Below are 23,348 nucleotides of genomic sequence, written 5' to 3'. Positions count from 1 at the left end.
ATACAACATATCTTTTAAGGCATCGGTATCTCAGTCAACCCACTACGAAACTTCTGGCAACGCTCGGCATAATGAATGGCAGAAAGCTTTAATTTGGCAATTTGCTCATCGCTTAAGGTTTTGACCACTTTGGCAGGCGACCCCATCACCAATGAGTTATCCGGAATTACTTTGCCTTCTGTCACCAAAGACTTAGCACCAATTAAGCAGTTTTTACCAATCTTTGCCCGATTTAATACCACCGCGCCGATACCAATCAAACTATTATCACCAACATCACAACCATGTAACATGGCCAAATGCCCAATGGTTACATAATCACCAATATGTACCTGAATACCTGCATCGGTATGAATGACGGTGTTTTCCTGCACATTGCTATAATCACCAATATGAATGTGGTCATTATCACCACGAATCACCGCCCCAAACCACACGCTGGCTTGATGACCCAAATAGACATCACCAATTACTTGGGCAGAATCGGCGACCCAACCTTGAAATGGTGTGGCAAATTGCGGCATTTTATTTAGATATTGGTAGAGCATGGGAGTTCCTTATAAACTTCTTACAAACAATGGCTATTTTGTTAATGGCTGTCCAGACATATTATATTGCAGCCACAAACGCCAGTCGTCAACCAAAACCCTGATTAAAATTACCTAGCTATCTTGAGCAATTTTTTGTACAATACGCAAAATCTGTACCTAAGCGAGTGGACATGATGCGATTTACCTCTTTGACTATTTATTGACAAGTCATGGGCAATCCATCATTGAATGTCTTCTCGCTTTTTTATGGCAAATTTTTGGTAAGTGGCTAATATAAAAATTATTTAAGCTCACTAAATTACCATTCACAATAGCGGAGGCAAACCTTGAATACAGTGGCATCAATGGCAGAAGAAACAGCAGCAATTTTAGCATTGGCAGATGGTACTATTTTTCGAGGTATCAGTATTGGGGCAAGCGGTCATCGTGTCGGTGAAGTGGTGTTTAACACTGCCATGACTGGATATCAAGAAATCCTCACTGACCCAAGCTACGCCAAGCAACTTGTTACCCTTACCTATCCACACATCGGCAACACAGGCACAAATACCGAAGACAGCGAATCAGGCAATATCATCGAAAAACATCAAGTCTGGGCAGAGGGGCTGATTATACGTGATGCCACCTTAGCCACTTCAAATTTTCGTCATAGCGAATCACTCACCGACTATCTAAAACATCATAATACCGTTGCCATTGCTGACATTGATACGCGTAAATTGACCCGAATCTTGCGTGAAAAAGGGGCTCAACACGGCTGTATCTACACTGCAAAAGAAGGGCAAACCCTGACAGCAGAAGACGAGCAAAAAGCCATCGAGTTAGCACAAGGTTTTGCAGGGCTTACGGGCATGGACTTAGCAAAAGAATGTTGCCACACTAAAGGCTTTGAGTGGACAGCAGGCACTTGGGAGCTTGCCGACCGTGGTGTGCATGGTGTGACCGAAAGCGAAACGGGTGGCTATTTTAAAGTGTTAGGTGAGCATATCGAAGAAAAATACAATGTCGTCGCTTATGATTTTGGAACAAAGACCAATATCTTGCGTATGCTCGTTGATAGAGGCTGTAAAGTGACTGTTGTTCCTGCACAAACGCCGATTGCCGATGTATTGGCGATGAATCCTGACGGAATTTTCTTATCCAATGGTCCCGGTGACCCAGCCGCCTGTGATTATGCCATTAAAAATGTGCGTCATATCATTGAGCAAACCGACATTCCAACCTTTGGTATCTGTTTAGGACATCAGTTGGTTGGACTTGCCAGTGGTGCAAACACCATTAAAATGAAGTTTGGTCATCATGGAGCTAACCACCCTGTACAAGATGTGGACGCAGGTACAGTGATGATTACCAGTCAAAACCATGGCTTTGCTGTTGATGAAGACACTCTGCCTGAGAATGTCAAAGTTACTCATCGCTCATTGTTTGATGGCTCAAATCAAGGTATTGAGCTAACCAATAAGCCAGTATTTAGCTTTCAAGGACACCCAGAAGCAAGCCCCGGTCCACATGATTGTGCACCATTGTTTGATAAGTTTGTGGCGTTAATGGCAAAGGCTAAGGGTTAAACAATGAAGAAATTAACATTAGCCATATTACAAGTATCTACCATCAGTGCGTTGCTATTAGCAACGTCTGTACAGGCAACAGAAAACACTTCTGCTAGATTGTCTGCACAGCAAGAGGCTGAGGCTGCTGCTATACAAGCAAGAATGATTGCAGAACGTGATGAAGCAGCACAGGCTCAAGCAGAAAGGGAAAGAGTCCAAGCTGAAACACAACGACGAGCACAAAGTAGCACACAAGCAAAAGAGAACGTTCAACAACGCTTAGCAGATAAAGAAAATATATATACTCAACTAGAAAGTCTTGGTGCTTCAAATTTACCTAAACTACAATCATCACCACAGTTTGTACCAGCTTCTGCAGAGCTTCGCTTAGAGCAACAAAAAGCAGCAGCTATTGTCAAAGGTATCAATTATCAACTCCTTTCTAAAGGTAAAATCTCTACTGACGAAATCATACAAACCTCTGCAGAGCTCAATAAAGACGAGCAAGCCAAAGCACTTACTGAGGCAGTTATTTTTGCTCATGGTGGTAAAGATAATATTAATAAAATGATTGAGCTTCCATTAGAGTCTTTTAGAGAAAACGCACCTGTTAAAATTACTAACTGTTTAGAAAAAAAACTTCTATACCCAAATTTTTTAAGATTTGTTTATCAACAATCCAAAGAATATATCGCTCAGCATAGTGATGAGGATATGTACCAAACTTTAATACTTATCAACGACTCTGGATTTAGCAAAGAATCTAATCAGTTAACAACAGACTTATTAGCAGGACTAGAAGATACTGATTTAGTATTAAAGCTCCACATGCTACAAGACCCCAAATTAAAGGTGGGGTTTACTGCTATCACTATTGATGATGATACAAACCAACTGCCTTATTTGATGATGTATTCTATAGATGGAATCTTTAATGATTTTGTCAAACGTAATATCAAGCAGTGCAGAAATATAACTCAATAATGCACTTATTCATACTTGTATATAACAGTAATCTAGCTTGTAATTACTAAATGAACTAATAGACTTTAGCTAAATATTGAAATCCAAAATTAAGAGTTAATTATGCCAAAACGTACCGACATTCAAAGTATTTTAATCATTGGTGCAGGTCCTATCGTTATCGGACAAGCCTGTGAGTTTGACTATTCAGGTGCACAAGCCTGTAAAGCCCTAAAAGAAGAAGGCTACCGAGTTATCCTCGTCAACTCAAACCCTGCCACCATCATGACCGACCCTGTGATGGCAGACGCCACTTATATTGAGCCAATCACTTGGCAAACCGTCGAGCAAATCATCGCCAAAGAAAAACCTGATGCTATTTTGCCAACCATGGGTGGACAGACCGCACTTAACTGTGCCTTAGATTTGGATAAACATGGTATCTTAGAAAAATATGGCTGTGAGCTAATCGGTGCGACCAAAGATGCCATCGAGATGGCAGAAGACCGTGATTTATTTGACCAAGCGATGAAACGCATCGGACTAGAATGTCCGCGTGCTGAAGTTGCCGAAACGATGGACGAAGCCTTTGCCATTCAAGAAACGCTAGGTTTCCCCTGTATCATTCGTCCGTCATTTACCATGGGTGGCTCTGGCGGTGGTATCGCTTATAATCGTGACGAATTTATCGAGATTTGTGAGCGTGGTTTTGATTTATCACCCACCCATCAGCTATTGATTGATGAGTCATTGATTGGCTGGAAAGAGTACGAAATGGAGGTGGTACGGGACAAAAATGATAACTGTATCATCATCTGCTCAATAGAAAACGTTGACCCAATGGGTGTGCATACAGGTGATTCTATTACCGTTGCCCCTGCTCAAACGCTGACCGATAAAGAATACCAAATCATGCGTAACGCCTCATTGGCAGTACTGCGTGAAATTGGCGTTGAAACAGGTGGTTCAAACGTGCAGTTTGGGGTTAATCCTGAAACAGGTCGTATGGTAGTGATTGAGATGAACCCACGGGTAAGCCGTTCATCTGCCTTAGCCTCCAAAGCCACTGGCTTCCCCATTGCTAAAATCGCTGCCAAATTGGCGGTTGGCTATACCTTAGATGAGTTGCAAAATGACATCACGGGTGGCAAAACACCTGCCAGCTTTGAGCCTTCCATTGATTATGTGGTCACCAAAATCCCACGCTTTAACTTTGAAAAATTCCCACAAGCCGAAAATATTTTATCCACACAGATGAAATCGGTCGGTGAGGTGATGGCAATTGGGCGTAACTTCCAAGAGTCAATGCAAAAAGCCTTACGTGGTATGGAAACTGGAGCAAATGGCTTTGATGAGCAAATCGACTTTGCTGCCATTAAAGAAGGCAAACTCTCTAGCGATAAAGCCCGTGCCGAAATTAAAAACCGCTTAACCGTCCCTACGCCTGAGCGTATTTTTTACCTTGCTGATGCGTTTCGTTTGGGTATGAGCATGGAGGAAGTGTTTGAGTTTACCAAAATTGACCCATGGTTTTTGGTACAGATTCAAGACATTGTCAATACCGAAGCTCAGGTTAAATCTTTAGGCTTTGGTGGCTTGACCGCAGAAAACCTACGCAAATTTAAACGCAAAGGTTTATCTGATTTACGTTTGGCAACCTTATTAGGCATTTCGCAAAAACAATTACGCAAAAAGCGTTGGGACTTAGGCGTTTATCCAATTTACAAACGAGTGGATACCTGTGCTGCTGAGTTTGCCACTTCGACTGCTTATATGTATTCAAGCTATGACGAAGAGTGTGAGGCAAACCCAAGCGATAAAAAGAAAATCATGGTTATCGGTGGTGGTCCTAACCGTATCGGACAAGGTATTGAGTTTGATTATTGCTGTGTTCACGCTGCCCTTGCCATGCGTGCCGATGGCTATGAAACCATCATGGTTAACTGTAACCCAGAAACTGTTTCTACCGATTATGACACCTCAGACCGTTTGTATTTTGAGCCAATCACTTTAGAAGATGTATTAGAGATTGTACGTATCGAACAGCCTGATGGGGTGATTGTGCAGTATGGCGGACAAACGCCACTGAAACTGGCACGTGCATTAGAATCCGCAGGGGTCAATATTATTGGTACAAGCCCAGATGCGATTGACCGTGCCGAAGACCGTGAACGTTTTCAGCACATGATTCATCAGCTTAAGCTAAAACAGCCACCCAATGAGCTGGCAACCAGTATGGAAGATGGCTTAGTCAAAGCCAAAGATGTTGGCTATCCATTGGTGGTACGTCCCTCTTATGTATTGGGCGGTCGGGCGATGGAAATCGTCTATAACGAAGATGAGCTAAAACACTACCTACGCACCGCGGTACAAGCATCAAATGAAGCCCCAGTGCTACTTGACCGCTTTTTAGATGATGCTATTGAGGTCGATGTGGATTGTGTTAGTGATGGCAATGAGGTGGTGATTGGCGGTATCATGCAGCACATTGAGCAAGCAGGGGTTCACTCTGGTGACTCAGCGTGTTCATTACCCCCCTACTCGTTATCTGATGAGATTTGTGATGTAATGCGTGAGCAAACCATCGCCATGGCAAAAGAGCTGGGGGTGGTTGGCTTAATGAACGTGCAATTTGCGGTCAAAGACAACACCGTTTATATCTTAGAGGTGAATCCGAGAGCCTCACGCACCATTCCTTATGTGTCTAAGTGTATTGGTACCTCATTGGCACAGGTGGCCGCTCGTTGTATGGCTGGCAAGAGCTTGGTGGAGCAAAACTTTACCCAAGAGATTAAGCCGACATTTTATGCGGTCAAAGAAGCGGTATTCCCATTTGCTAAATTCCCCGGTGTTGACCCCATTTTAAGCCCAGAGATGAAATCAACAGGTGAAGTAATGGGTGTAGGTAAAACTTTTGGCGAAGCCTACTATAAAGCCATTATCGGTAGTGGTGAGCGTCTGCCAGGATTACCTGTTGAGGGTGAGACCAAAACAGTATTTATCTCGGTGCGTGACAGTGATAAAGCCAATATCGTACCGATTGCTAAGCAACTTACCGATTATGGTTTCAAACTAGTCGCCACCACAGGTACCCAAAAAGTGCTTAGCGAGTCTGGCATTGACTGTAAACGTATCAATAAAGTGACTGAGGGACGACCACACATCGTAGATGCCTTGAAAAATCGGCAAATTGACCTTATTATCAATACTACTGAAGGCAAACAAGCCCAAGAAGACTCATTCTCAATTCGCCGTAACGCACTACAAGGTAAAGTATTTTATGTCACTACCTTGGGTGCAGCAGATGCTGTTTGTAAGTCTTATGAGATTAAGCTGCCATTTGCAGTTTATAAACTACAAGATTTACATGAGCAAGCAAAAACTGCTGCTTGCTTATAAGCCATAACTAAATAGCTCTCTCAAAGTGGGTTTATTTTGACTTCTACTTTGTGAGTATAGATAATATTTATCTTACAGCTCTGTCCACATTATCACACACCCCAACAATAGCTTGGGGTGTTGTGCTATATATTGTTTGTTCATTACTGTTTTTTCATTACCGTTTAAGGAAAATTGCCATGCAACGCTATCCCATGACACCTCAAGGACACGCTGCTTTAGAAGCTGAGTTAAAGGAACTAAAAACTGTTGATCGTCCACGTATCACCGCTTCAATTGCTGAAGCTCGTGAACATGGCGATCTAAAAGAAAATGCTGAATATCATGCTGCTCGCGAACAACAAGGCTTTTGTGAAGCGCGTATCCGTGATATTGAAGCAAAACTTGCTGGTGCGCAAGTGATTGATCCAACAACGCTACCACAAGAAGGTCGGGTGGTCTTTGGCGTCACTGTGGTCATCGAAAACATGGACACCGAAGAAGAAAAACGCTATAAAATTGTTGGTGATGATGAAGCGGACTTTAAAGCAGGCAAAATCTCAGTCAATTCTCCCATCGCTCGAGGTTTGATTGGTAAATCAGAAGGCGATGAAGCACGTATTGAAACACCAAGTGGCGTGGTGGAATATGAGATTATGGAAGTGGTTTACGATTAACGGCTGTCCAATCTATCTTTAAAATTATCAGTTCCATATTTGATAGTTTTAAAGAGAGCAACTGATTTTTAATAACCCAATAATGCTCAATGCAGACTATCAATAACAGTAGTCTGCATTTTTTATAGCTCACTCAAAAATACGCAACAATTTAGTATTCATTTTTACTGGATACAAATATTTGTTAGTCACTAATATTCATTACTAAGGTTGAGTTTTGTGGTATTTTAGCTGACAATAAAGCCTTTGCAGACTTAAAAAGACCTATTCCATTATGAAAGTCATGCGTCTATTATCCTCCCTAAAACACGATGAATCCGAACGGGGCATTTTTCACCTTGGTCGAGCACTGGTAAAACAGGGGCATGAATCTATCATCGTTGCCAGCGCTGACTCTGATCATGATCTGGTCAAGCGTCTTGAGCGAGAAGGCAGTATCTATCATCAACTAGAGATGAAGAAAAAATCATGGCTATCATTAATGCAAGTTATTCCGCTACGCCGCCTGATTGAAAAGTATAATCCTGACATCATTCATATTCATTCACGTACACCAGCATGGATACTACACTGGGCACTTAAAGGTGCAAGATTACAGACCTTTCCAAAGATTGTCGCTACCATGTATGGCTTTTATCCACTCAATAGCTATGTAAAAGCCCTATTAGATGTTGATTGTATCATCACCGTTTCCGACAGCGTCTCTGAATATTTACAAGCCGCTTTAAAACGTGCCGATATTGCACCAAAGTGCATTACTCGTATCTATCGTGGTGTTGATACACGCTCGTTTCCTTATCGCCACAACCCTTCGGTTTTTTGGCTTAGACGCACCTTTGCTGAATATCCAGAACTTGAGCATAAAAAGTGGTTATTGTTTCCATCCATCATCGGCACAGAATATGGACAAGAGTGGTTAATAGATATTTTAGGAAATCTGCACGAGCAATATCCCAATATCCATGTCATTATTATGGATGAAGATCACCGATCTGGTGATATCATATATGAAGAATTTTGCCAACGCTTATGGGCACTTGATTTAACTGATTATGTCACCTTTATTGGCAATCGTCGTAATGACATGCGTGAGTGGCTGGCTGCGGCTAATATTGTCTTAGCACTGGCAAATGAACCAGAATCCATTGGTATTAACGCCCTACAAGCCATTCATTTAGGTACACCTGTCGTCGGTTGGGATAAAGCTGCTTATCGTGAAATTCTTCGCCCCTTATATCCTCAAGGTCTGGTCAAAACCTATGATGCCAAAGCCTTATGCAAAGTCGTTAAAAATCAGCTAGAGAATGTCAGTCGTCCTAATATTACCGACCAATTCACCATGCGTAATATGATTGATGAAACCATTAAATTATACCAACAGTTGTGTCAGCCTGAACCTTTACGAAAATTTGAGCAACCTATAGCAACACAATCAAAGTCAAAAAACTCTAAAAATCTTGCCGTCAGTGACGATACATCAAAATCAACGTCAAAAACCAAGCCAAACCAAATACAACAAATCCAATAAGACATCAATCTACAAGGATAGTCCATTATGAAACCACGAACAACACTCCATAGTAGGTGATTTATATGTAAAATATAAGTTAATACTTTACACTCAAGCCAACAAACACAAGCTTAAATACAATGAATAATCATATCTTTACAACTCCCATAATATTCGGTTGCAAAACCATTTGTATGCTACTGCTTTGCATAACAACTGCTGATGCCAATGATTCTGCTGGCTATATCGCCACTGGTGGGGTTGAGTATATTAAGAATAATAACATCAGTATGCACAGCGAAGATTTATACATATCTAAAGATAAAATACGGGTGCACTATCAGTTTAAAAACTTAAGTAACAAAGACATTACTGAAACCATTTTATTCCCTCTATCTGCTGCTCCTTCGCAAATAGATAGTGATTTTGCTGATATATACGGATTGGTAGATACTTTTAAAGTATGGAGTAATAATCAACAAGTGACACCGCAAGTCCACGTCCGTACTTTTATGTATCCATTAGTAAAAAAAAATAACTGGCAAAACAGAGATAATAGACCCAAAGTTGATACCACTGCCATATTTAAAGCCTGCGCTATCAGTGATAAAGAAATGATGACACCATGGGTCAAGCGTGAGCAAGCCTATGATGTTAACCAAAAGCTAAAAAACTGTCATGATACTCGCTTAGATAAGTTTATTAGTGATGATGATGACTATCATGACATCTACTGGGAATCACAAATTATCTATAGTTGGCAACAAACCTTTAAAGCCAATTCTATGACACAAATTACTCACACCTACCAACCTTTAGTTGGTGGTGGTGTGTATTTAGATGAGAGTCAATATCCTGAATTTTGTGTCGATAATGCTTTGCAGCGTAGTATTAAGAAAAATGGCTGGCGTTCTTATAGTGCATTAAGTTATATCCTCACCACAGGTGCAAACTGGGCAAAACCTATCACCAACTTCAAACTAACAGTCGAACGAGACCCTGATGAGTTGGTGTCATTTTGCTGGAAAGGCAAAGGGGATGTGAAAAAGGTATCGCCAACAACATTTGAGATCAAAGAGACAAACTTTGTACCGACGCATGATTTTGATGTGGCGTTTATTAGTAGGTAGGCATCCACCAAATAGTTAGAGTGGCTCACCTGATAATATAAAATTGGCGTGTTGTGTAGTAGTAGCATGCGTTTTACGCACAGATAAACGGTGCATGGAATGCACCCTACGAACTAATCATATTTATATAACAATATATCTTCAATTTTCTCATATGCTTGATCAAAATCATGCTCTAAAGGCACACCATCAAAGCTCAAAACCTGCTGACTTTGAATATCAAAAGTTAATCGTATAACAAACGTACCAATTGATCTTAACTTAATATTTGTCCAAAAGTTAGAACAATACACATCCCTAATCTGTCGATGGAATGCAACACCTTCCCATTCATTAGATGGAATACAACAAATAAATATTCCTATCAAGGCAATATCAACATAAAACTCAATAATATTTTTTTCAATAAAGTTTTCACGGTATATTTCTATACCTACTAAATCTTCAATTTCAATTAGTTTTGGGGCTTCTACCCAATATGGTAGTCCTGCCCATTTTACACCGTCAAAATCCTCTAGAATACTATCGGATAACTTTTGTATTAAGTTTTTCTCTAACCAGTCATCTATTTTAAATTTTGTATACCCACCGCTCATTACTGCTTTTAAAAAAGCTTGAGCACCTACTTTGCGATCAGGATCCATTCTAGCTATGAATGCTTCTAAATTTCTAAAAAAATAGAAATTCAAATGACTTGGTAAAACTTCTTTAACCTCTTCTAGTAAATCTTTATGTAATGTATCATTTGATCCATTAGCAAAGTCATTAACATTTGCAGAGATAAAAGAAACCCTTTGATAATCCTTTATCATATCTAAAATGCTTAACCAAAGAATAGTATCTCTAAATCCTTTATCACCTTTATTAAAGGGCTTTATTCTGTTAATAGACCTATCTAAGATAGTATCAATATCTACTTTTGAATTTTCTACAATAAGACCATCAAACTTTTGTACCATTACAGTAATAAACTGCTTATATCGCTTTCCAAGTTCTTGTGGTGTTTCTGCATCCTTAGAACTTTTATTATAAAGCTGCTGATATTGCCCTATAAGCCTTTCAGAAGATGAATTTTCATCCATCCTTTCTTTCAGGTTTTCAGCTCGCCTAATCAAATGTGCTGTTGCTTCATCCAAGGATAGCTTTGGAATGGCTATACTGTGAAATAAAAACATTCTGTTTTGCAAATATTCTAAAGTTTCACTTTTCCACCAAAAGTCTTTAATTAAAATATTAGCATCCAGAACCAGCAGGCACCGTGACTCTCTTTCCATAAGAACAACCTTAATAACTATTAGTAGCTAGTAGCCTTATAAGTTAGCTTAAATCATGATTATAACAACTACTCTTCTCGACTCATTAAACTATGCAATATATTCAAATATATAGTAAAACAGACACAAGGTGACTGAGAGCAAATACTATATAGTTAGGCAGCAAACGATGGCAATACTGTAGCTGTTTTGTAGATCATTAATTATAGAGGGTATCAAAATAATACTACTCTCAACAAAAAAAGAGCTGCTAGACTAGTTAGCAACTCTTTTCGTATTTGCTAAAAGTTGACTCAGTTAGTTTTATTTAACCAACTCCTTTACCGCCTCAACCACAGCATCGCTAGTAATACCAAAATGCTTAAACAGCTCACTGGCAGGGGCAGACTCACCATAAGTGGTCATACCGATGACTTTGCCATCTAAGCCAACAAATTTATACCAGTAATCAACATGAGCCGCTTCTACAGCGACACGAGCTCTTATATTACTTGGTAATACCGATTCACGATAACTGCTGTCTTGAGCCGCAAATACTTCACAACATGGCATTGAGACCACACGTACGCCAACGCCTTGCTCGCTTAACGTCTCATACGCTTGCATGGCTAGACCAACTTCTGAGCCTGTGGCAATAATTATCGCTTGTAGCTCACCCTGCTCTTTTGCTAACACATAGCCACCTTTGGCGATATTAGCCACTTGCTCATTATCACGAGCTTGATGTGGCAAACCTTGACGGCTAAATATCAATGCTGATGGCGTATGAGCTGATTTAATCGACTCAACCCAAGCTGTTGCCGATTCGACTGTATCACATGGACGCCATGTGTGTAAGTTTGGCGTGCTACGTAGACTAGATAACTGCTCTACTGGCTGATGCGTAGGACCATCTTCACCCAATCCAATAGAATCATGAGTATAAACATGAATCACACGTTGCTTCATCAATGCCCCCATACGTACCGCATTGCGAGCATATTCCATAAACATCAGGAAGGTGGCGACATAAGGGATAAAACCACCATGCAATGCGATACCATTGGCAATGGCAGTCATACCAAACTCACGCACTCCATAAAATATATAATTACCTGAAGCATCATCTTGGATACCTTTGGCATCTTTAAACAAGGTCAAATTTGAGCCTGCCAAATCTGCTGAGCCCCCGATAAGCTCTGGCAATAAAGGCTGCAACGTATTAATCGCATTTTGACTGGCTTTACGACTAGCCACATCAGCACCTTCTGCTTGACACTGCTCAATATAGGCTTGGGCTTTACTAGCAAAGTCACTGGGAAGCTCACCATTTAGGCGACGTAATAGCTCTTCGGCAAGCTCAGGGTAGGCTTTTTTGTACGCAGCAAAATCGGCCTGCCAATTTTTTTGTAATACCTCACCTTTGGTTTTCCCGTCCCATGCTTGATATATCTCCTCATCTAATTCAAAGGGGGCATGTTTCCAAGCAAGCTCCGTACGGGTCAAAGCGATTTCATCATCGCCAAGTGGCGCACCATGGCTTGATGATTTGCCTTGTTTGTTGGGGCTACCCACACCAATGATGGTTTTACAGATAATTAAGCTTGGTTTGGCTTTCTCATCAATGGCATTTTGCGTCGCTTCAGTGATGGCATCAGTATCATGTCCATCAACTTTTTGTACATGCCAGCCGTAGCTTTCAAAACGGGCTTGAGTATCATCGGTAAACCAACCTTCAACTTCACCATCAATTGAAATACCATTGTCATCATAAAAGAAAACCAATTTACCTAGCCCAAGCGTACCTGCCAATGAACAAACTTCATGACTGATGCCTTCCATCAAGCAGCCATCACCCAAAAATGCATAGGTATGATGATCAATGATATTATGACCTTCACGGTTAAATTGTGCCGCTAAAGTCTTCTCAGCAATGGCAAAACCCACCGCATTGGCAATACCCTGCCCTAGAGGCCCTGTGGTGGTTTCAATACCTGATGTATAGCCATACTCTGGGTGACCAGGAGTTTTTGAATGCAGTTGACGGAAGTTTTTAAGGTCATCAACACTGACATCATAACCTGACAAATGTAGCAACGCATAAATAAGCATTGAGCCATGACCATTAGATAATACAAAGCGGTCTCGGTTATGCCAGTTGGGGTCAGCAGGGTTGTGTTTTAAAAATTTACGCCATAAAACTTCGGCAATATCTGCCATACCCATAGGTGCACCAGGGTGACCTGAGTTGGCTTTTTGAACCGCATCAAACGATAAAACACGGATGGCGTTGGCTAGCTTACGTTCATGGATTGGCGTTGACATGACATATCCTATAATGGCTGGTTAAAAGTATAAAAATAATTAATACCCCACTCTCAACTTTATTTTATAAAATCATATATGACCCCTCCCATACCCTCCCCTTGAAGTAAGGGGAGGACTTAAAAACCAGTTCCTCTCCCTTTCTAAGGGGGAGGTTAGGAGGGGGTCTTATAAGTTGAGAGTGGCGTAATTAATAGTTAAATTTAAATAGTTAAAAAACATGAATTATATTAGGGTTAGCTAAAACTTAAGCAAGCCTATCCTCAAGTTATAGACACAAATTTTAGTCACAACCCTCAAATACGGCAAATATGCTAAACTCTATCCTTATAAGAACCTGTATTCATAATCCAAAATCAGGGGAGTTTTAAACTAAAATTGCGTAATACAAGGCAAATTTTGGGGCGAATAGTCACTCTATTTAACCCAAAATTTAACGCCGTAGTACATCTATTTTAGGCAAAAAGCCACCATTATGGGTTGTGAATACAGGTTCTAAAATTAGACGCTAAAAATTTATCGCTAATAGTATCATAATTGCCAAACCCTGACAGCGTCGTTTAAGTGTCTAGCTGTATATTTGCCCAGTCATTTTATTTATATTTTTATGGCTAGGTTAATTTAGCTTTCTATCTTATTTTAATTTAATTTGTTGTCTAACTTCTTCTTTTATCTTCGCTTCTTAACTTTATAAGCAACATCCTGAGAACCAATGTTTATGGAACGAATCACTTCTGACAAAAACCCAACCGTTAAACTTGCCAACGCTTTATTAACCCAATCTCGTCAACGTAAAAAACAGGCACAAACAGTGCTAGAAGGGACACATTTAATTGATGCTGCTCTGCGTAGCAATACCCCCTTAGCACAAGTTCTGGTAGCCCAGTCTGCTTACAGCCACCCTGAGGTAGCACAGCTTTTATCACTGATGCCAGCAGCAATGCCGATAACCATGCTGAGTGATAAGCTGTATCGTAGCATTAGCAACTTAGGTAATGGCATTGATATCATGGCAATCATGGATATCCCTTGCCCCGTGCTAGATGATATAAAAGGCATAGATAGTGACTGCTTAATTCTCAATGATATACAAGATAGTGGCAATGTAGGCACATTACTACGCACCGCGGCTGCCGTTGGTATCTCTACCGTCTTGTGTACCACAGCAACAGCGCAAGTATGGTCACCCAAAACGCTACGTGCAGGTATGGGCGCACAGTTTAGCTTACAGATTTTTGAGGGACTTAGTGTAGACGATATCCTTGCTAACGTGCGTGTACCGCTATTAGCCACCAGCTCACATACGGATACTTTGATTTATCAACAAGATTTGACCACACCTGTGGCTTGGGTATTAGGGCATGAAGGACAAGGCGTATGTGATGAGTTAATGCAAACTGCCACCCCCATTGCCCTACCACAACCCAATGGACAAGAAAGCCTAAATGTTGCCATTGCAGGAGCATTATGCCTTTATGAAACACTGCGTCAACGCCAATATGCACATTTATAGTCAACGAACTTGATAACTGTTACGGTGTTAAGCTCTTTTGCTGTACAACCATACTATCTGCACTCGCCTGCCTTGTACCATTTTATAATTTCGCTGACTATATCTTAGAACCTGTATTCACAACCCATAATGGTGGCTTTTTGCCTAAAATAGACGTACTACGGCGTTAAATTTTGGGTTAAATAGAGTGACTATTCGCCCCAAAATTTGCCTTGTATTACGCAATTTTAGTTTAAAACTCCCCTGATTTTGGATTATGAATACAGGTTCTTAAAACCCCTATATAAGCTCACCCATAAAAAAGCCCCCAATATCTTTATTGAGGGCTTTTTCTATGCTGTCTGCGCTACAAACTATTGGTCAATTAACGATGAGTTAGCCAATTAACTAGCAATTACAGTTTGCTGGTAAGCTCTGGCAATGCATCAAACAAATCAGCTTCTAAGAAATAATCTGCAACACTTGCAATCGGTGCATCAGGGTCGTTGTTAATGGCAACGATGACTTTAGAGTCTTTCATACCTGCCAAATGCTGAATAGCACCTGAGATACCTGCCGCGATATATAACTGAGGCGCAACGATTTTACCTGTCTGACCAACCTGTAAATCATTGGCGACATAACCTGCATCAACAGCAGCACGTGATGCACCAACAGCAGCACCTAGTTTGTCCGCCAATGGCTCAATATATTTGGTAAAATTTTCACCATTTGCCAAGGCACGACCACCAGAGACAACGATATTTGCAGAAGTCAACTCTGGACGGTCTGAAGCAGCCAACTCTTCACTTACAAAACTAGACTTACCAGCATCTTGTACATTATCTATGGCTTCAACTGTAGCACTGCCACCTTCTGCTGCCACCGCATCAAAAGCTGTAGTACGCACAGTAACCAGTACTTTATCTTCAGAAGTTTTTACTGTCGCAGTGGCATTACCTGCATAAATGGGACGCTCAAACGTATTGGCATCAATGACTTTGGTAATATCCGACACCATGCTGACATCAAGCAATGCTGCCACACGAGGCATAAAGTTTTTACCATTGGTGGTTGCAGGTGCAACGATATGATCATAATTTGCTGCCAAATCTTTGACCAACAAAGCGATATTTTCTGCCAACTGGTTTTCATAAGCAGCATTATCAGCGAGTAATACTTTGCTAACACCTTCTACTTTAGCGGCAGCATCTGCGGCAGCTTGGCAGCTAAAACCAGCTACCAATACATGTATGTCACCACCCATTTGTGCAGCAGCAGCAACCGTATTTAAAGTAGCACTTTTCAAGCTGTTATTATCATGTTCTGCATATACTAAAATTGCCATTTTTATATCCTTAATATTTTGTTATCACTGGATAAATTGATGTCATCAACGCCCTTAACATGGATATCAACACACCCAACCTATCCAAATTAATATATAAACCGATTTAATGATTTAATATGAGTCATAAGTTTGCTGACCTTAAACTATAAAATCTTTAAGCTACAAAATTACTCTCAACTAAATCACAGAAACTCAAATCGCTAAAACTAAATAGCTAAAATTAAATAACTAAAAAATTAAATAACTTTGGCTTCATTTTTTAGTTTGTCAATCAGTTCATCAACTGAGGCAACCTTCACACCAGCAGAACGCTGTGCAGGTGGCTCAACTTTCAAGATTTCTTGTTTTGAGCTCATATCCACACCAAAGTCAGCAGGCGTTTTTTCGTCCAATGGTTTTTTCTTCGCTTTCATAATGTTAGGTAACTTAGCAAAGCGTGGTTCATTTAAGCGCAAATCAGTAGTGATGACGGCTGGCAAATCCAGTGCCACAGTTTGCAATCCACCATCAATTTCACGTTTGACAGTCGCTTTACCACCTTCAATGGTTACTTCTGAAGCAAATGTCGCTTGACCAACGCCCATGAGTGCCGCCAACATCTGACCTGTTTGGTTATTGTCATCATCAATGGCTTGTTTACCTAGCAAGATAACCTCAGTACCTTCTTGCTCAGCAATGCCTTTTAAAATTTTAGCAACTTGTAGAGGATACGCTTTTTCATCAGTTTGTACTAATACGCCACGATCTGCTCCCAATGCCAGTGCAGCACGAATTTGTTCTTGCGCTTCTTTAGGACCAATTGTTGCCACAATAATCTCATCAATCACACCTGCTTCTTTTAGACGTACTGCCTCTTCAACAGCAATCTCACAAAAAGGGTTGATAGACATTTTTGTGTTGCTAAGATCTACTCCAGAGTTATCAGCTTTAACACGAACTTTAACGTTATAATCAATTACACGCTTCACAGCAACTAATGCTTTCATATATTCCTCATTAATTTTTATAAGTTTAATGGAACTCAATTATCAGCCAACTACCAAAGCAAAACTGCACCTCTTCATTGCGCTTTTAATTGTGCTTTACTACATAAATAACTTCTATCTGATATCCATCATTACAATCATTATAGCAATCTGCCAAAGGCTACCAAATAGTAAATAGGTTAAAATTTTAGCAGATTTATATTGATGTAGTGTTGTAATGAGGTCAAGTTATAGCCGTGAATGTTGCGTCATTGATTTTTTGTAAAAAATCATTTTTGTTACAAAAATAATCCATGTTATAAAATTTTGGATCTATCTTAGTAATGTTATTTATATTTATGGTTTTAGGATCTGTTTTTTATCGGCTTATCTTTTAACAAAATTTCATAATCACGAATATCATCAAACAGCGACATTTGCATATCGGGTGCTTGATCATCTTGTTTAATAACACTCATATCACCTGTGGTTTCCATCACCACAGCAAATACTTGGGCAGGATTTTTTAAACCATTTTTTCTGAGCACTTCTTGTATGTCACTTTTGGCAAGATTGGCTTTTTTTAGATTTTCAGCAATATACTCTCCATGGGCCATTAGTATAATGGCTTGATTATCAACCAATTTTTTAATAGGTTTGACTTTACGGCGCAACATTGACACCACCGCCTGAAAAATAAACAAACATGCCATTGCCACCAAGCCTTGTAACAATGATGGATCTTTTGAAAGTACCGTAGATGCAAGAATACTACCCACACCCACTGTCATAGCAAAATCATGACTTGATAACTTAGAGAAGCTGCGTAGTCCCATTAGCCGTGTATAAAACATAAGTCCTACATAGACACCCAAAGCCGAAATAAAAATCATCACGACTTGTTGCCAATCCATACCCAACCAAGCACTCCAATCCATTGCTACTTACCCCTATAATTATTTATTTAAATGATAAAAAATAATATAAAATAATTTAATATTCCATGCTGTAAGTATCTGTACAAAAGAAAGTAAATAGACACTTAGAACATAACTCTATCCCAAAATATAAGCTGCCATAAACGCAAAAAGCAACCTAAGTTAGGTTGCTTTTTATTATTATAATTATAATATATTTTTAGCTTATTTTTTAAATATCAAGTTTATACTTGAAGTATAAAATAGTGAGCTAAAAAGGTTATACTGGCTCGATTTGTTCGGCTTGTGGACCTTTTTGGCCTTGACCTAGTACAAATGAAACTTTTTGACCTTCAGCTAGGGTTTTGAAACCACTACCTTGAATAGCGCTATAATGAGCAAATACATCTTGTCCACCATCGTCTTGTGCGATGAAACCAAAACCTTTTGCTTCGTTGAACCACTTAACAGTGCCTTGAACACGATCTGACATAACTTATCCTACAAATACTAATTTTTGGGTTAACAGAGTTTTGTTTACTCTTTTTCCAATCAAAAACAATTTCAAACAAAAGTTAAAAATATGCAATTTTTTAAAGAGTTAACCAAACTTCTGTAGAAATTATAACAGCTTTTCCCAAAATATCCTATATTAATTACAGATGTTTTGTAAACGTTACAATAATAATGCAAACTTCCATAAGTTAAGTGACATTAAGTTGCTCAATGGGTAACCAAGGAGCCGCCAATACCAGCAAACATAATGAAAAGAAGATTAGAGAAAAAGACTGGCTGTAAGCCACATAACGCATAGGAACCACAAGATCCTCTGGCGAATCTGGCAACCCTTTACGACGTAGCAAACGTGTCCCATATATCCAGCCAAATACAGTATAGATAGCATAGGCAACAGGCACCGCTAAGGCCAATGCTTGTACTTTTAATGTAAACAAGACCCAAAGTGAGACAAAAAACCAACCTGTATCTAACACTGAGCTAATATGAAAAAATTTAGACTCTGGCAGCTTGCCTTCTGTCTTTTTGAGCATCTCAGCTTCACACCAAATTAATACAGCAATGATCGCACTCAAAGCCACATAAATATTTTGTGAAGTTAGCCAATCTGATATAGAAGATAACACAGCATACAACCTGTTAGTTTAGTAATGAAGATTAATAATTGATTAATAGTTAAAGCGTATTTATAGGGTCGGTTAAACACTCACCCTGTTAAGCCAATATTGACAGCTACATTCACAACGAAAAATATTTAACGTCTATAATATTTAACGATAATATAACTGTCTAAAATATGTGGGGCTAGCAAAATAGGCTTTCAAGCTACTTGATAATTGTAAAAATAACAAAGCCCCAAGATAGTCTACCTTGGAGCTTTGTTAGCAATTTATCAAATATTCAAATAGATCATGATATCCTTATAAACTGCTTTATTTTACCTACAAACCACGCTCTATCTTAGTTCTTTTCTTTATCAATGATTTTGTTGCCGCCAATCCAAGGCATCATGGCACGTAGTTTAGCACCCGTTTTTTCGATATCATGAGCAGCATTGTTACGACGACGTGCTGTCATTGAAGGATAGTTGCTCGCACCTTCAGCAATAAACATCTTCGCATATTCACCAGACTGAATACGTTTTAGCGCATGACGCATGGCAGCACGAGACTCTTCATTGATCACTTCAGGACCTGTCACATATTCACCATATTCAGCATTATTACTGATTGAGTAGTTCATATCAGCAATACCACCTTCATACATCAAATCAACAATCAGTTTTAGCTCATGTAAGCACTCAAAATATGCCATCTCTGGTGCATAACCTGCTTCAACCAAGGTTTCAAAGCCCATTTTAACCAGCTCAACTGCGCCACCACATAGTACCGCTTGCTCACCAAATAGATCCGTTTCAGTTTCATCTTTGAATGTGGTTTCGATGATACCTGAACGACCACCACCCACACCAGCGGCATACGACAATGCCACTTGTTTGGCTTGACCAGAAGCATCTTGATATATTGCGATCAAATCTGGAATACCACCACCTTTGGTAAACTCAGAGCGTACAGTATGACCTGGTGCTTTTGGCGCAACCATAATCACATCTAGGTCACTACGAGGTACAACTTGGTTGTAGTGAATCGCAAAACCATGCGCAAAAGCAAGGGTCGCACCTTCTTTAATATTTGGCTCAATCACATCTTCATATAGCGCTTTTTGGAATTCATCTGGGGTCAAAATCATCACTACATCGGCTGATTTCACCGCATCGGCAACTTCTGCAACTGTTAGCCCTGCATTTTCTGCTTTTTTCCATGAGCCTGAATCTTTACGCAAACCAACAATCACCTCAACACCTGAGTCTTTTAGGTTTAATGCGTGTGCATGACCTTGTGAACCATAACCAATAATAGCAACTTTTTTACCTTGAATTACTGACAAGTCACAATCTTTATCATAATAAACATTCATTACTGTATCCTTTTAATTAAATAAAATTTTAATTTAAAATAAATTTTTGCAAAACATTGCAAAATTTAAACGCTCAACGTACGCTCACCACGCAAAATACCGATAACACCTGAGCGCACAACTTCTAATACACGATCCCGCCCGATGACATCAATAAACCCATCAAGCTTTTCTGCATCACCCACAATTTGGATAGTATACAAGTTTGCAGTGACATCCACTATCTGAGCACGAAATATATCTGCATTACGTTTGATCTCTTCACGCACATTGCCTGTGGCACGCACTTTAATCAGCATCATTTCACGCTCTACGTGGGCATTATCTGATAGATTGCTCACTTTGACCACTTCAATCAGCTTATGCAAATGCTTAGTAATTTGCTCAATTTTGTCTGTGGTGGTGTTGGTTGTTAAAGTCAACCGAGAAATGGTTTTATCTTCAGTAGGCGCAACATTGAGAGACTCAATATTATAACCACGCTGAGAGAACAGCCCAACCACTCGTGACAATGAGCCCGCTTCGTTTTCTAAAAGTACGGAGATAAGATGTTGTTGCATTAGGTACGCTCCCCTTTGGCTAACCACATATCACGCATCGACTGACCTGCTACCTGCATGGGGTAAACATGTTCATTACGATCCACATAAACATCAATAAATACCAGCTTATCTTTCATTGCTAATGCTTGAGCTAGCTGTTCTTCTAATTTATCAGGATCAGTAATCTTGACCCCTTTATGTCCATAACTCTCTGCTAGTTTTACAAAATCTGGTAGAGACTCCATATAAGAATGCGCATGACGACCTTCATATAGCATGTCTTGCCACTGTTTTACCATACCCAACTGAGCATTATTCAAGTTCAAAATCTTCACAGGTAAATCATACTGGAAACAAGTCGATAACTCTTGAATATTCATCTGTATAGAGCCTTCACCAGTAATACATACCACATCACGCTCCGGCTCAACCAGTTTGGCTGCCATGGCGTAAGGTAAGCCCACACCCATGGTACCCAAGCCACCTGAATTTAACCATTGCCGTGGCTCATCATATTTATAATACAATGCAGCAAACATCTGATGCTGTCCCACATCACTGGTAATAATGGCTTTACCATTGGTTAGCTTGTATAAAGTTTCAATCACATGCTGAGGCTTCATACCATGTTCGGTGCTGGTGTCATAGCGTAGACCATGGCGATTGCGCCATTCATTAATCTGTGACCACCAATCTAATAATGCGGGTTGATCAAGCTGTTTATCACCCTCTTTAATCACCTCTAATATCTCAGTCAAGACTGATTTTACATCACCCACAATAGGAATATGTGCTGTAATAATCTTCGAGATGGTTGCAGGATCAATATCAATATGCACAATGGTTGCATTTGGACAAAATTTCTTCACATTGTTGGTCACACGGTCATCAAAACGTGCTCCAACAGCAATAATCACATCGGCATGGTGCATGGTCATATTGGCTTCATACGTACCGTGCATACCAAGCATACCAACAAATTGTCTATCCGAACCCGGAAAGCTGCCTAGCCCCATCAAAGTATTGGTAACTGGCAAATTCAAACGATGCGCAAATTCTGTTAACTCAGCACTTGCATTTGCTAATATCACTCCTCCACCAGCATACAAAATTGGTCGTTTCGCTGATAAAATGGTCTCAATCGCCTTTTTAATCTGTCCACCATGCCCCTTAAATGAAGGCTGATAAGAACGAATATTGATAGATTCAGGATACTCGTAAGCAAACTTTTCATGAGGCGCAGTGGTATCTTTTGGCACATCAATGACCACAGGACCTGGTCGACCAGACTGAGCAATATAAAAGGCTTTTTTGATAATGGTTGGTATATCAGAAGCATGACGCACCTGAAAACTATGTTTGACAATAGGACGAGATACCCCAACCATATCTGTCTCTTGGAAGGCATCATCGCCAATTAAATTACTTGGCACCTGACCTGATATCACCACCATAGGAATAGAATCCATAAATGCGGTAGCTATCGCTGTGACTGTATTGGTTGCACCAGGACCAGAAGTGGCTAATACCACACCTGTTTTACCAGTGCGCCGAGAATAAGCATCCGCCATATGACCTGCTGCTTGCTCATGTCGTACTAATATATGCTCAATCTCATCTTGTTTAAATAAAGCATCATAAATGTGTAATACAGCACCACCTGGGTAGCCAAAAAGGTATTTAACCCCTTCGTCTATCAGTGATTGTACTAACATCTCTGCCCCAGAGAGCATCACTGTTTTATTTTCACCCTCAAGATCCGCTCGCTTTTTATCAAAGTTTGCTGCCGCATCAGCGGTTTGGGTATGCCCAGTCATATTTGGGCTTTGGGTTGTTTGTGTCACTGTCATCACCTATATAGTGGTTGGACAAAATTGTACTAACCAATTAAAAAAATTAAGATAGCAAATACCGTATTGATATTGATTGCCAGTTACTTGTTACTTGTATCAACAACATACCAGTGGTGGTATTTTTGACTCAATATACTATTAAAAACTGATGGCAACACCAATAAAAAAACGACACTCCACTATCTTTGATTGGAGAGTTAATAAATGCAAGTTGTGTATAGGACTTAGAAAAATCTTGAGAAAACAATGACGATAAAGCATCTTTCACTGACAAGTGAACATTCAGAAAGGAAGCTGATTTGCTATTTTTGATAGCTCAAGCAGCTGACATTCACATTATGGTAGCTAAGTCATTGTAGACCGATAAGTCCAAAATACCTTTAAATCTTAAAAGAATA

At 39.9% G+C, this 23,348-nt stretch carries 18 protein-coding genes; 7 read left to right on the top strand and 11 right to left on the bottom strand.

Translation table 11 applies throughout. The features are described from left to right. Positions 1-14 precede the first annotated feature (14 nt). Positions 15-548 carry a gamma carbonic anhydrase family protein gene (locus tag FHK89_RS09375; RefSeq protein ID WP_230659354.1) on the bottom strand — a complete coding sequence of 178 codons (534 nt, stop codon included), beginning with the start codon at positions 546-548 and terminating at the stop codon, positions 15-17. A 347-nt stretch (positions 549-895) separates the two neighbouring features. On the opposite strand from FHK89_RS09375, the gene carA reads away from it, so the two are divergent. The 6 genes from carA (at position 896) to FHK89_RS09345 (ending at position 9,759) form a co-directional block, all read left to right on the top strand. After that, complete coding sequence (gene carA, locus FHK89_RS09370) at positions 896-2,119, top strand: glutamine-hydrolyzing carbamoyl-phosphate synthase small subunit (RefSeq protein ID WP_230659516.1); 1,224 nt, start codon at positions 896-898, stop codon at positions 2,117-2,119. A 3-nt stretch (positions 2,120-2,122) separates the two neighbouring features. Then, a complete protein-coding gene (locus FHK89_RS09365) occupies positions 2,123-3,085 on the top strand; it encodes a hypothetical protein (protein ID WP_230659353.1) in 963 nt (320 codons plus the stop codon). Between the two features lie 102 nt (positions 3,086-3,187). Next, positions 3,188-6,463 carry a carbamoyl-phosphate synthase large subunit gene (gene carB, locus FHK89_RS09360; RefSeq protein WP_230659350.1) on the top strand — a complete coding sequence of 1,092 codons (3,276 nt, stop codon included), beginning with the start codon at positions 3,188-3,190 and terminating at the stop codon, positions 6,461-6,463. Positions 6,464-6,642: 179 nt separating this feature from the next. Then, entirely contained in the window at positions 6,643-7,119 is a 477-nt protein-coding gene (gene greA / locus FHK89_RS09355; RefSeq protein WP_230659342.1) for a transcription elongation factor GreA, read from the top strand. 274 nt (positions 7,120-7,393) lie between these two features. Next, a complete protein-coding gene (locus FHK89_RS09350; RefSeq protein WP_230659340.1) occupies positions 7,394-8,647 on the top strand; it encodes a glycosyltransferase in 1,254 nt (417 codons plus the stop codon). Positions 8,648-8,823: 176 nt separating this feature from the next. Continuing rightward, entirely contained in the window at positions 8,824-9,759 is a 936-nt protein-coding gene (locus FHK89_RS09345) for a DUF4424 family protein (RefSeq protein WP_230659338.1), read from the top strand. Positions 9,760-9,872: 113 nt separating this feature from the next. Here the strand turns inward: FHK89_RS09345 and FHK89_RS09340 are convergent, their stop codons facing one another. Both FHK89_RS09340 and tkt read right to left on the bottom strand, forming a co-directional pair. After that, on the bottom strand, positions 9,873-11,033 hold the full coding sequence (locus FHK89_RS09340) for a PIN domain-containing protein (protein ID WP_230659336.1): 1,161 nt from the start codon (positions 11,031-11,033) through the stop codon (positions 9,873-9,875). A gap of 303 nt (positions 11,034-11,336) precedes the next feature. Continuing rightward, on the bottom strand, positions 11,337-13,337 hold the full coding sequence (gene tkt, locus FHK89_RS09335) for a transketolase (protein ID WP_230659334.1): 2,001 nt from the start codon (positions 13,335-13,337) through the stop codon (positions 11,337-11,339). 718 nt (positions 13,338-14,055) lie between these two features. Here tkt and FHK89_RS09330 point away from each other — a divergent pair. Next, complete coding sequence (locus FHK89_RS09330) at positions 14,056-14,850, top strand: TrmH family RNA methyltransferase (RefSeq protein ID WP_230659332.1); 795 nt, start codon at positions 14,056-14,058, stop codon at positions 14,848-14,850. A 394-nt stretch (positions 14,851-15,244) separates the two neighbouring features. On the opposite strand, the gene FHK89_RS09325 is transcribed toward FHK89_RS09330, so the two are convergent. The 8 genes from FHK89_RS09325 to FHK89_RS09290 form a co-directional block, all read right to left on the bottom strand. Further along, on the bottom strand, positions 15,245-16,177 hold the full coding sequence (locus FHK89_RS09325; RefSeq protein ID WP_230659330.1) for an electron transfer flavoprotein subunit alpha/FixB family protein: 933 nt from the start codon (positions 16,175-16,177) through the stop codon (positions 15,245-15,247). Positions 16,178-16,416: 239 nt separating this feature from the next. After that, positions 16,417-17,166, bottom strand: a complete 750-nt coding sequence (locus FHK89_RS09320; RefSeq protein ID WP_230659328.1) for an electron transfer flavoprotein subunit beta/FixA family protein — start codon at positions 17,164-17,166, stop codon at positions 16,417-16,419. 344 nt (positions 17,167-17,510) lie between these two features. Continuing rightward, positions 17,511-18,083 carry a DUF421 domain-containing protein gene (locus tag FHK89_RS09315; protein ID WP_230659326.1) on the bottom strand — a complete coding sequence of 191 codons (573 nt, stop codon included), beginning with the start codon at positions 18,081-18,083 and terminating at the stop codon, positions 17,511-17,513. A gap of 259 nt (positions 18,084-18,342) precedes the next feature. Then, positions 18,343-18,555, bottom strand: a complete 213-nt coding sequence (locus FHK89_RS09310) for a cold-shock protein (protein ID WP_230659324.1) — start codon at positions 18,553-18,555, stop codon at positions 18,343-18,345. A 211-nt stretch (positions 18,556-18,766) separates the two neighbouring features. After that, positions 18,767-19,204, bottom strand: coding sequence for a hypothetical protein (locus FHK89_RS09305; protein ID WP_230659322.1), 438 nt, complete (start codon positions 19,202-19,204; stop codon positions 18,767-18,769). Between the two features lie 334 nt (positions 19,205-19,538). Then, complete coding sequence (gene ilvC / locus FHK89_RS09300) at positions 19,539-20,555, bottom strand: ketol-acid reductoisomerase (RefSeq protein ID WP_230659320.1); 1,017 nt, start codon at positions 20,553-20,555, stop codon at positions 19,539-19,541. 65 nt (positions 20,556-20,620) lie between these two features. Next, positions 20,621-21,115, bottom strand: a complete 495-nt coding sequence (ilvN, locus tag FHK89_RS09295) for an acetolactate synthase small subunit (protein ID WP_230659318.1) — start codon at positions 21,113-21,115, stop codon at positions 20,621-20,623. Further along, positions 21,115-22,830, bottom strand: coding sequence for an acetolactate synthase 3 large subunit (locus FHK89_RS09290; protein ID WP_230659514.1), 1,716 nt, complete (start codon positions 22,828-22,830; stop codon positions 21,115-21,117). The genes ilvN and FHK89_RS09290 overlap by 1 nt, the downstream gene beginning before the upstream one ends. Between the last annotated feature and the right edge of the window lie 518 nt (positions 22,831-23,348).

It is taken from the genome of Psychrobacter sp. I-STPA10 (genome assembly GCF_021012795.1).
Classification (GTDB): Bacteria; Pseudomonadota; Gammaproteobacteria; order Pseudomonadales; family Moraxellaceae; genus Psychrobacter.
Note: the sequence above shows the minus strand (reverse complement) of the source record. Positions and strands in the feature narration are given on the sequence as shown.

Coding starts and splice junctions, on each gene's coding strand:
- ilvC (WP_230659320.1), bottom strand. CDS start 20,555: ATGAATGTTTATTATGATAAAGATTGTGACTTGTCAGTAATTCAAGGT.
- FHK89_RS09320 (WP_230659328.1), bottom strand. CDS start 17,166: ATGAAAGCATTAGTTGCTGTGAAGCGTGTAATTGATTATAACGTTAAA.
- FHK89_RS09330 (WP_230659332.1), top strand. CDS start 14,056: ATGGAACGAATCACTTCTGACAAAAACCCAACCGTTAAACTTGCCAAC.
- FHK89_RS09310 (WP_230659324.1), bottom strand. CDS start 18,555: ATGTCAGATCGTGTTCAAGGCACTGTTAAGTGGTTCAACGAAGCAAAA.
- FHK89_RS09350 (WP_230659340.1), top strand. CDS start 7,394: ATGAAAGTCATGCGTCTATTATCCTCCCTAAAACACGATGAATCCGAA.
- carA (WP_230659516.1), top strand. CDS start 896: ATGGCAGAAGAAACAGCAGCAATTTTAGCATTGGCAGATGGTACTATT.
- FHK89_RS09365 (WP_230659353.1), top strand. CDS start 2,123: ATGAAGAAATTAACATTAGCCATATTACAAGTATCTACCATCAGTGCG.
- tkt (WP_230659334.1), bottom strand. CDS start 13,337: ATGTCAACGCCAATCCATGAACGTAAGCTAGCCAACGCCATCCGTGTT.
- FHK89_RS09340 (WP_230659336.1), bottom strand. CDS start 11,033: ATGGAAAGAGAGTCACGGTGCCTGCTGGTTCTGGATGCTAATATTTTA.
- greA (WP_230659342.1), top strand. CDS start 6,643: ATGCAACGCTATCCCATGACACCTCAAGGACACGCTGCTTTAGAAGCT.
- FHK89_RS09375 (WP_230659354.1), bottom strand. CDS start 548: ATGCTCTACCAATATCTAAATAAAATGCCGCAATTTGCCACACCATTT.
- FHK89_RS09290 (WP_230659514.1), bottom strand. CDS start 22,830: ATGCTCTCTGGGGCAGAGATGTTAGTACAATCACTGATAGACGAAGGG.
- ilvN (WP_230659318.1), bottom strand. CDS start 21,115: ATGCAACAACATCTTATCTCCGTACTTTTAGAAAACGAAGCGGGCTCA.
- FHK89_RS09345 (WP_230659338.1), top strand. CDS start 8,824: ATGCTACTGCTTTGCATAACAACTGCTGATGCCAATGATTCTGCTGGC.
- carB (WP_230659350.1), top strand. CDS start 3,188: ATGCCAAAACGTACCGACATTCAAAGTATTTTAATCATTGGTGCAGGT.
- FHK89_RS09315 (WP_230659326.1), bottom strand. CDS start 18,083: ATGGATTGGAGTGCTTGGTTGGGTATGGATTGGCAACAAGTCGTGATG.
- FHK89_RS09325 (WP_230659330.1), bottom strand. CDS start 16,177: ATGGCAATTTTAGTATATGCAGAACATGATAATAACAGCTTGAAAAGT.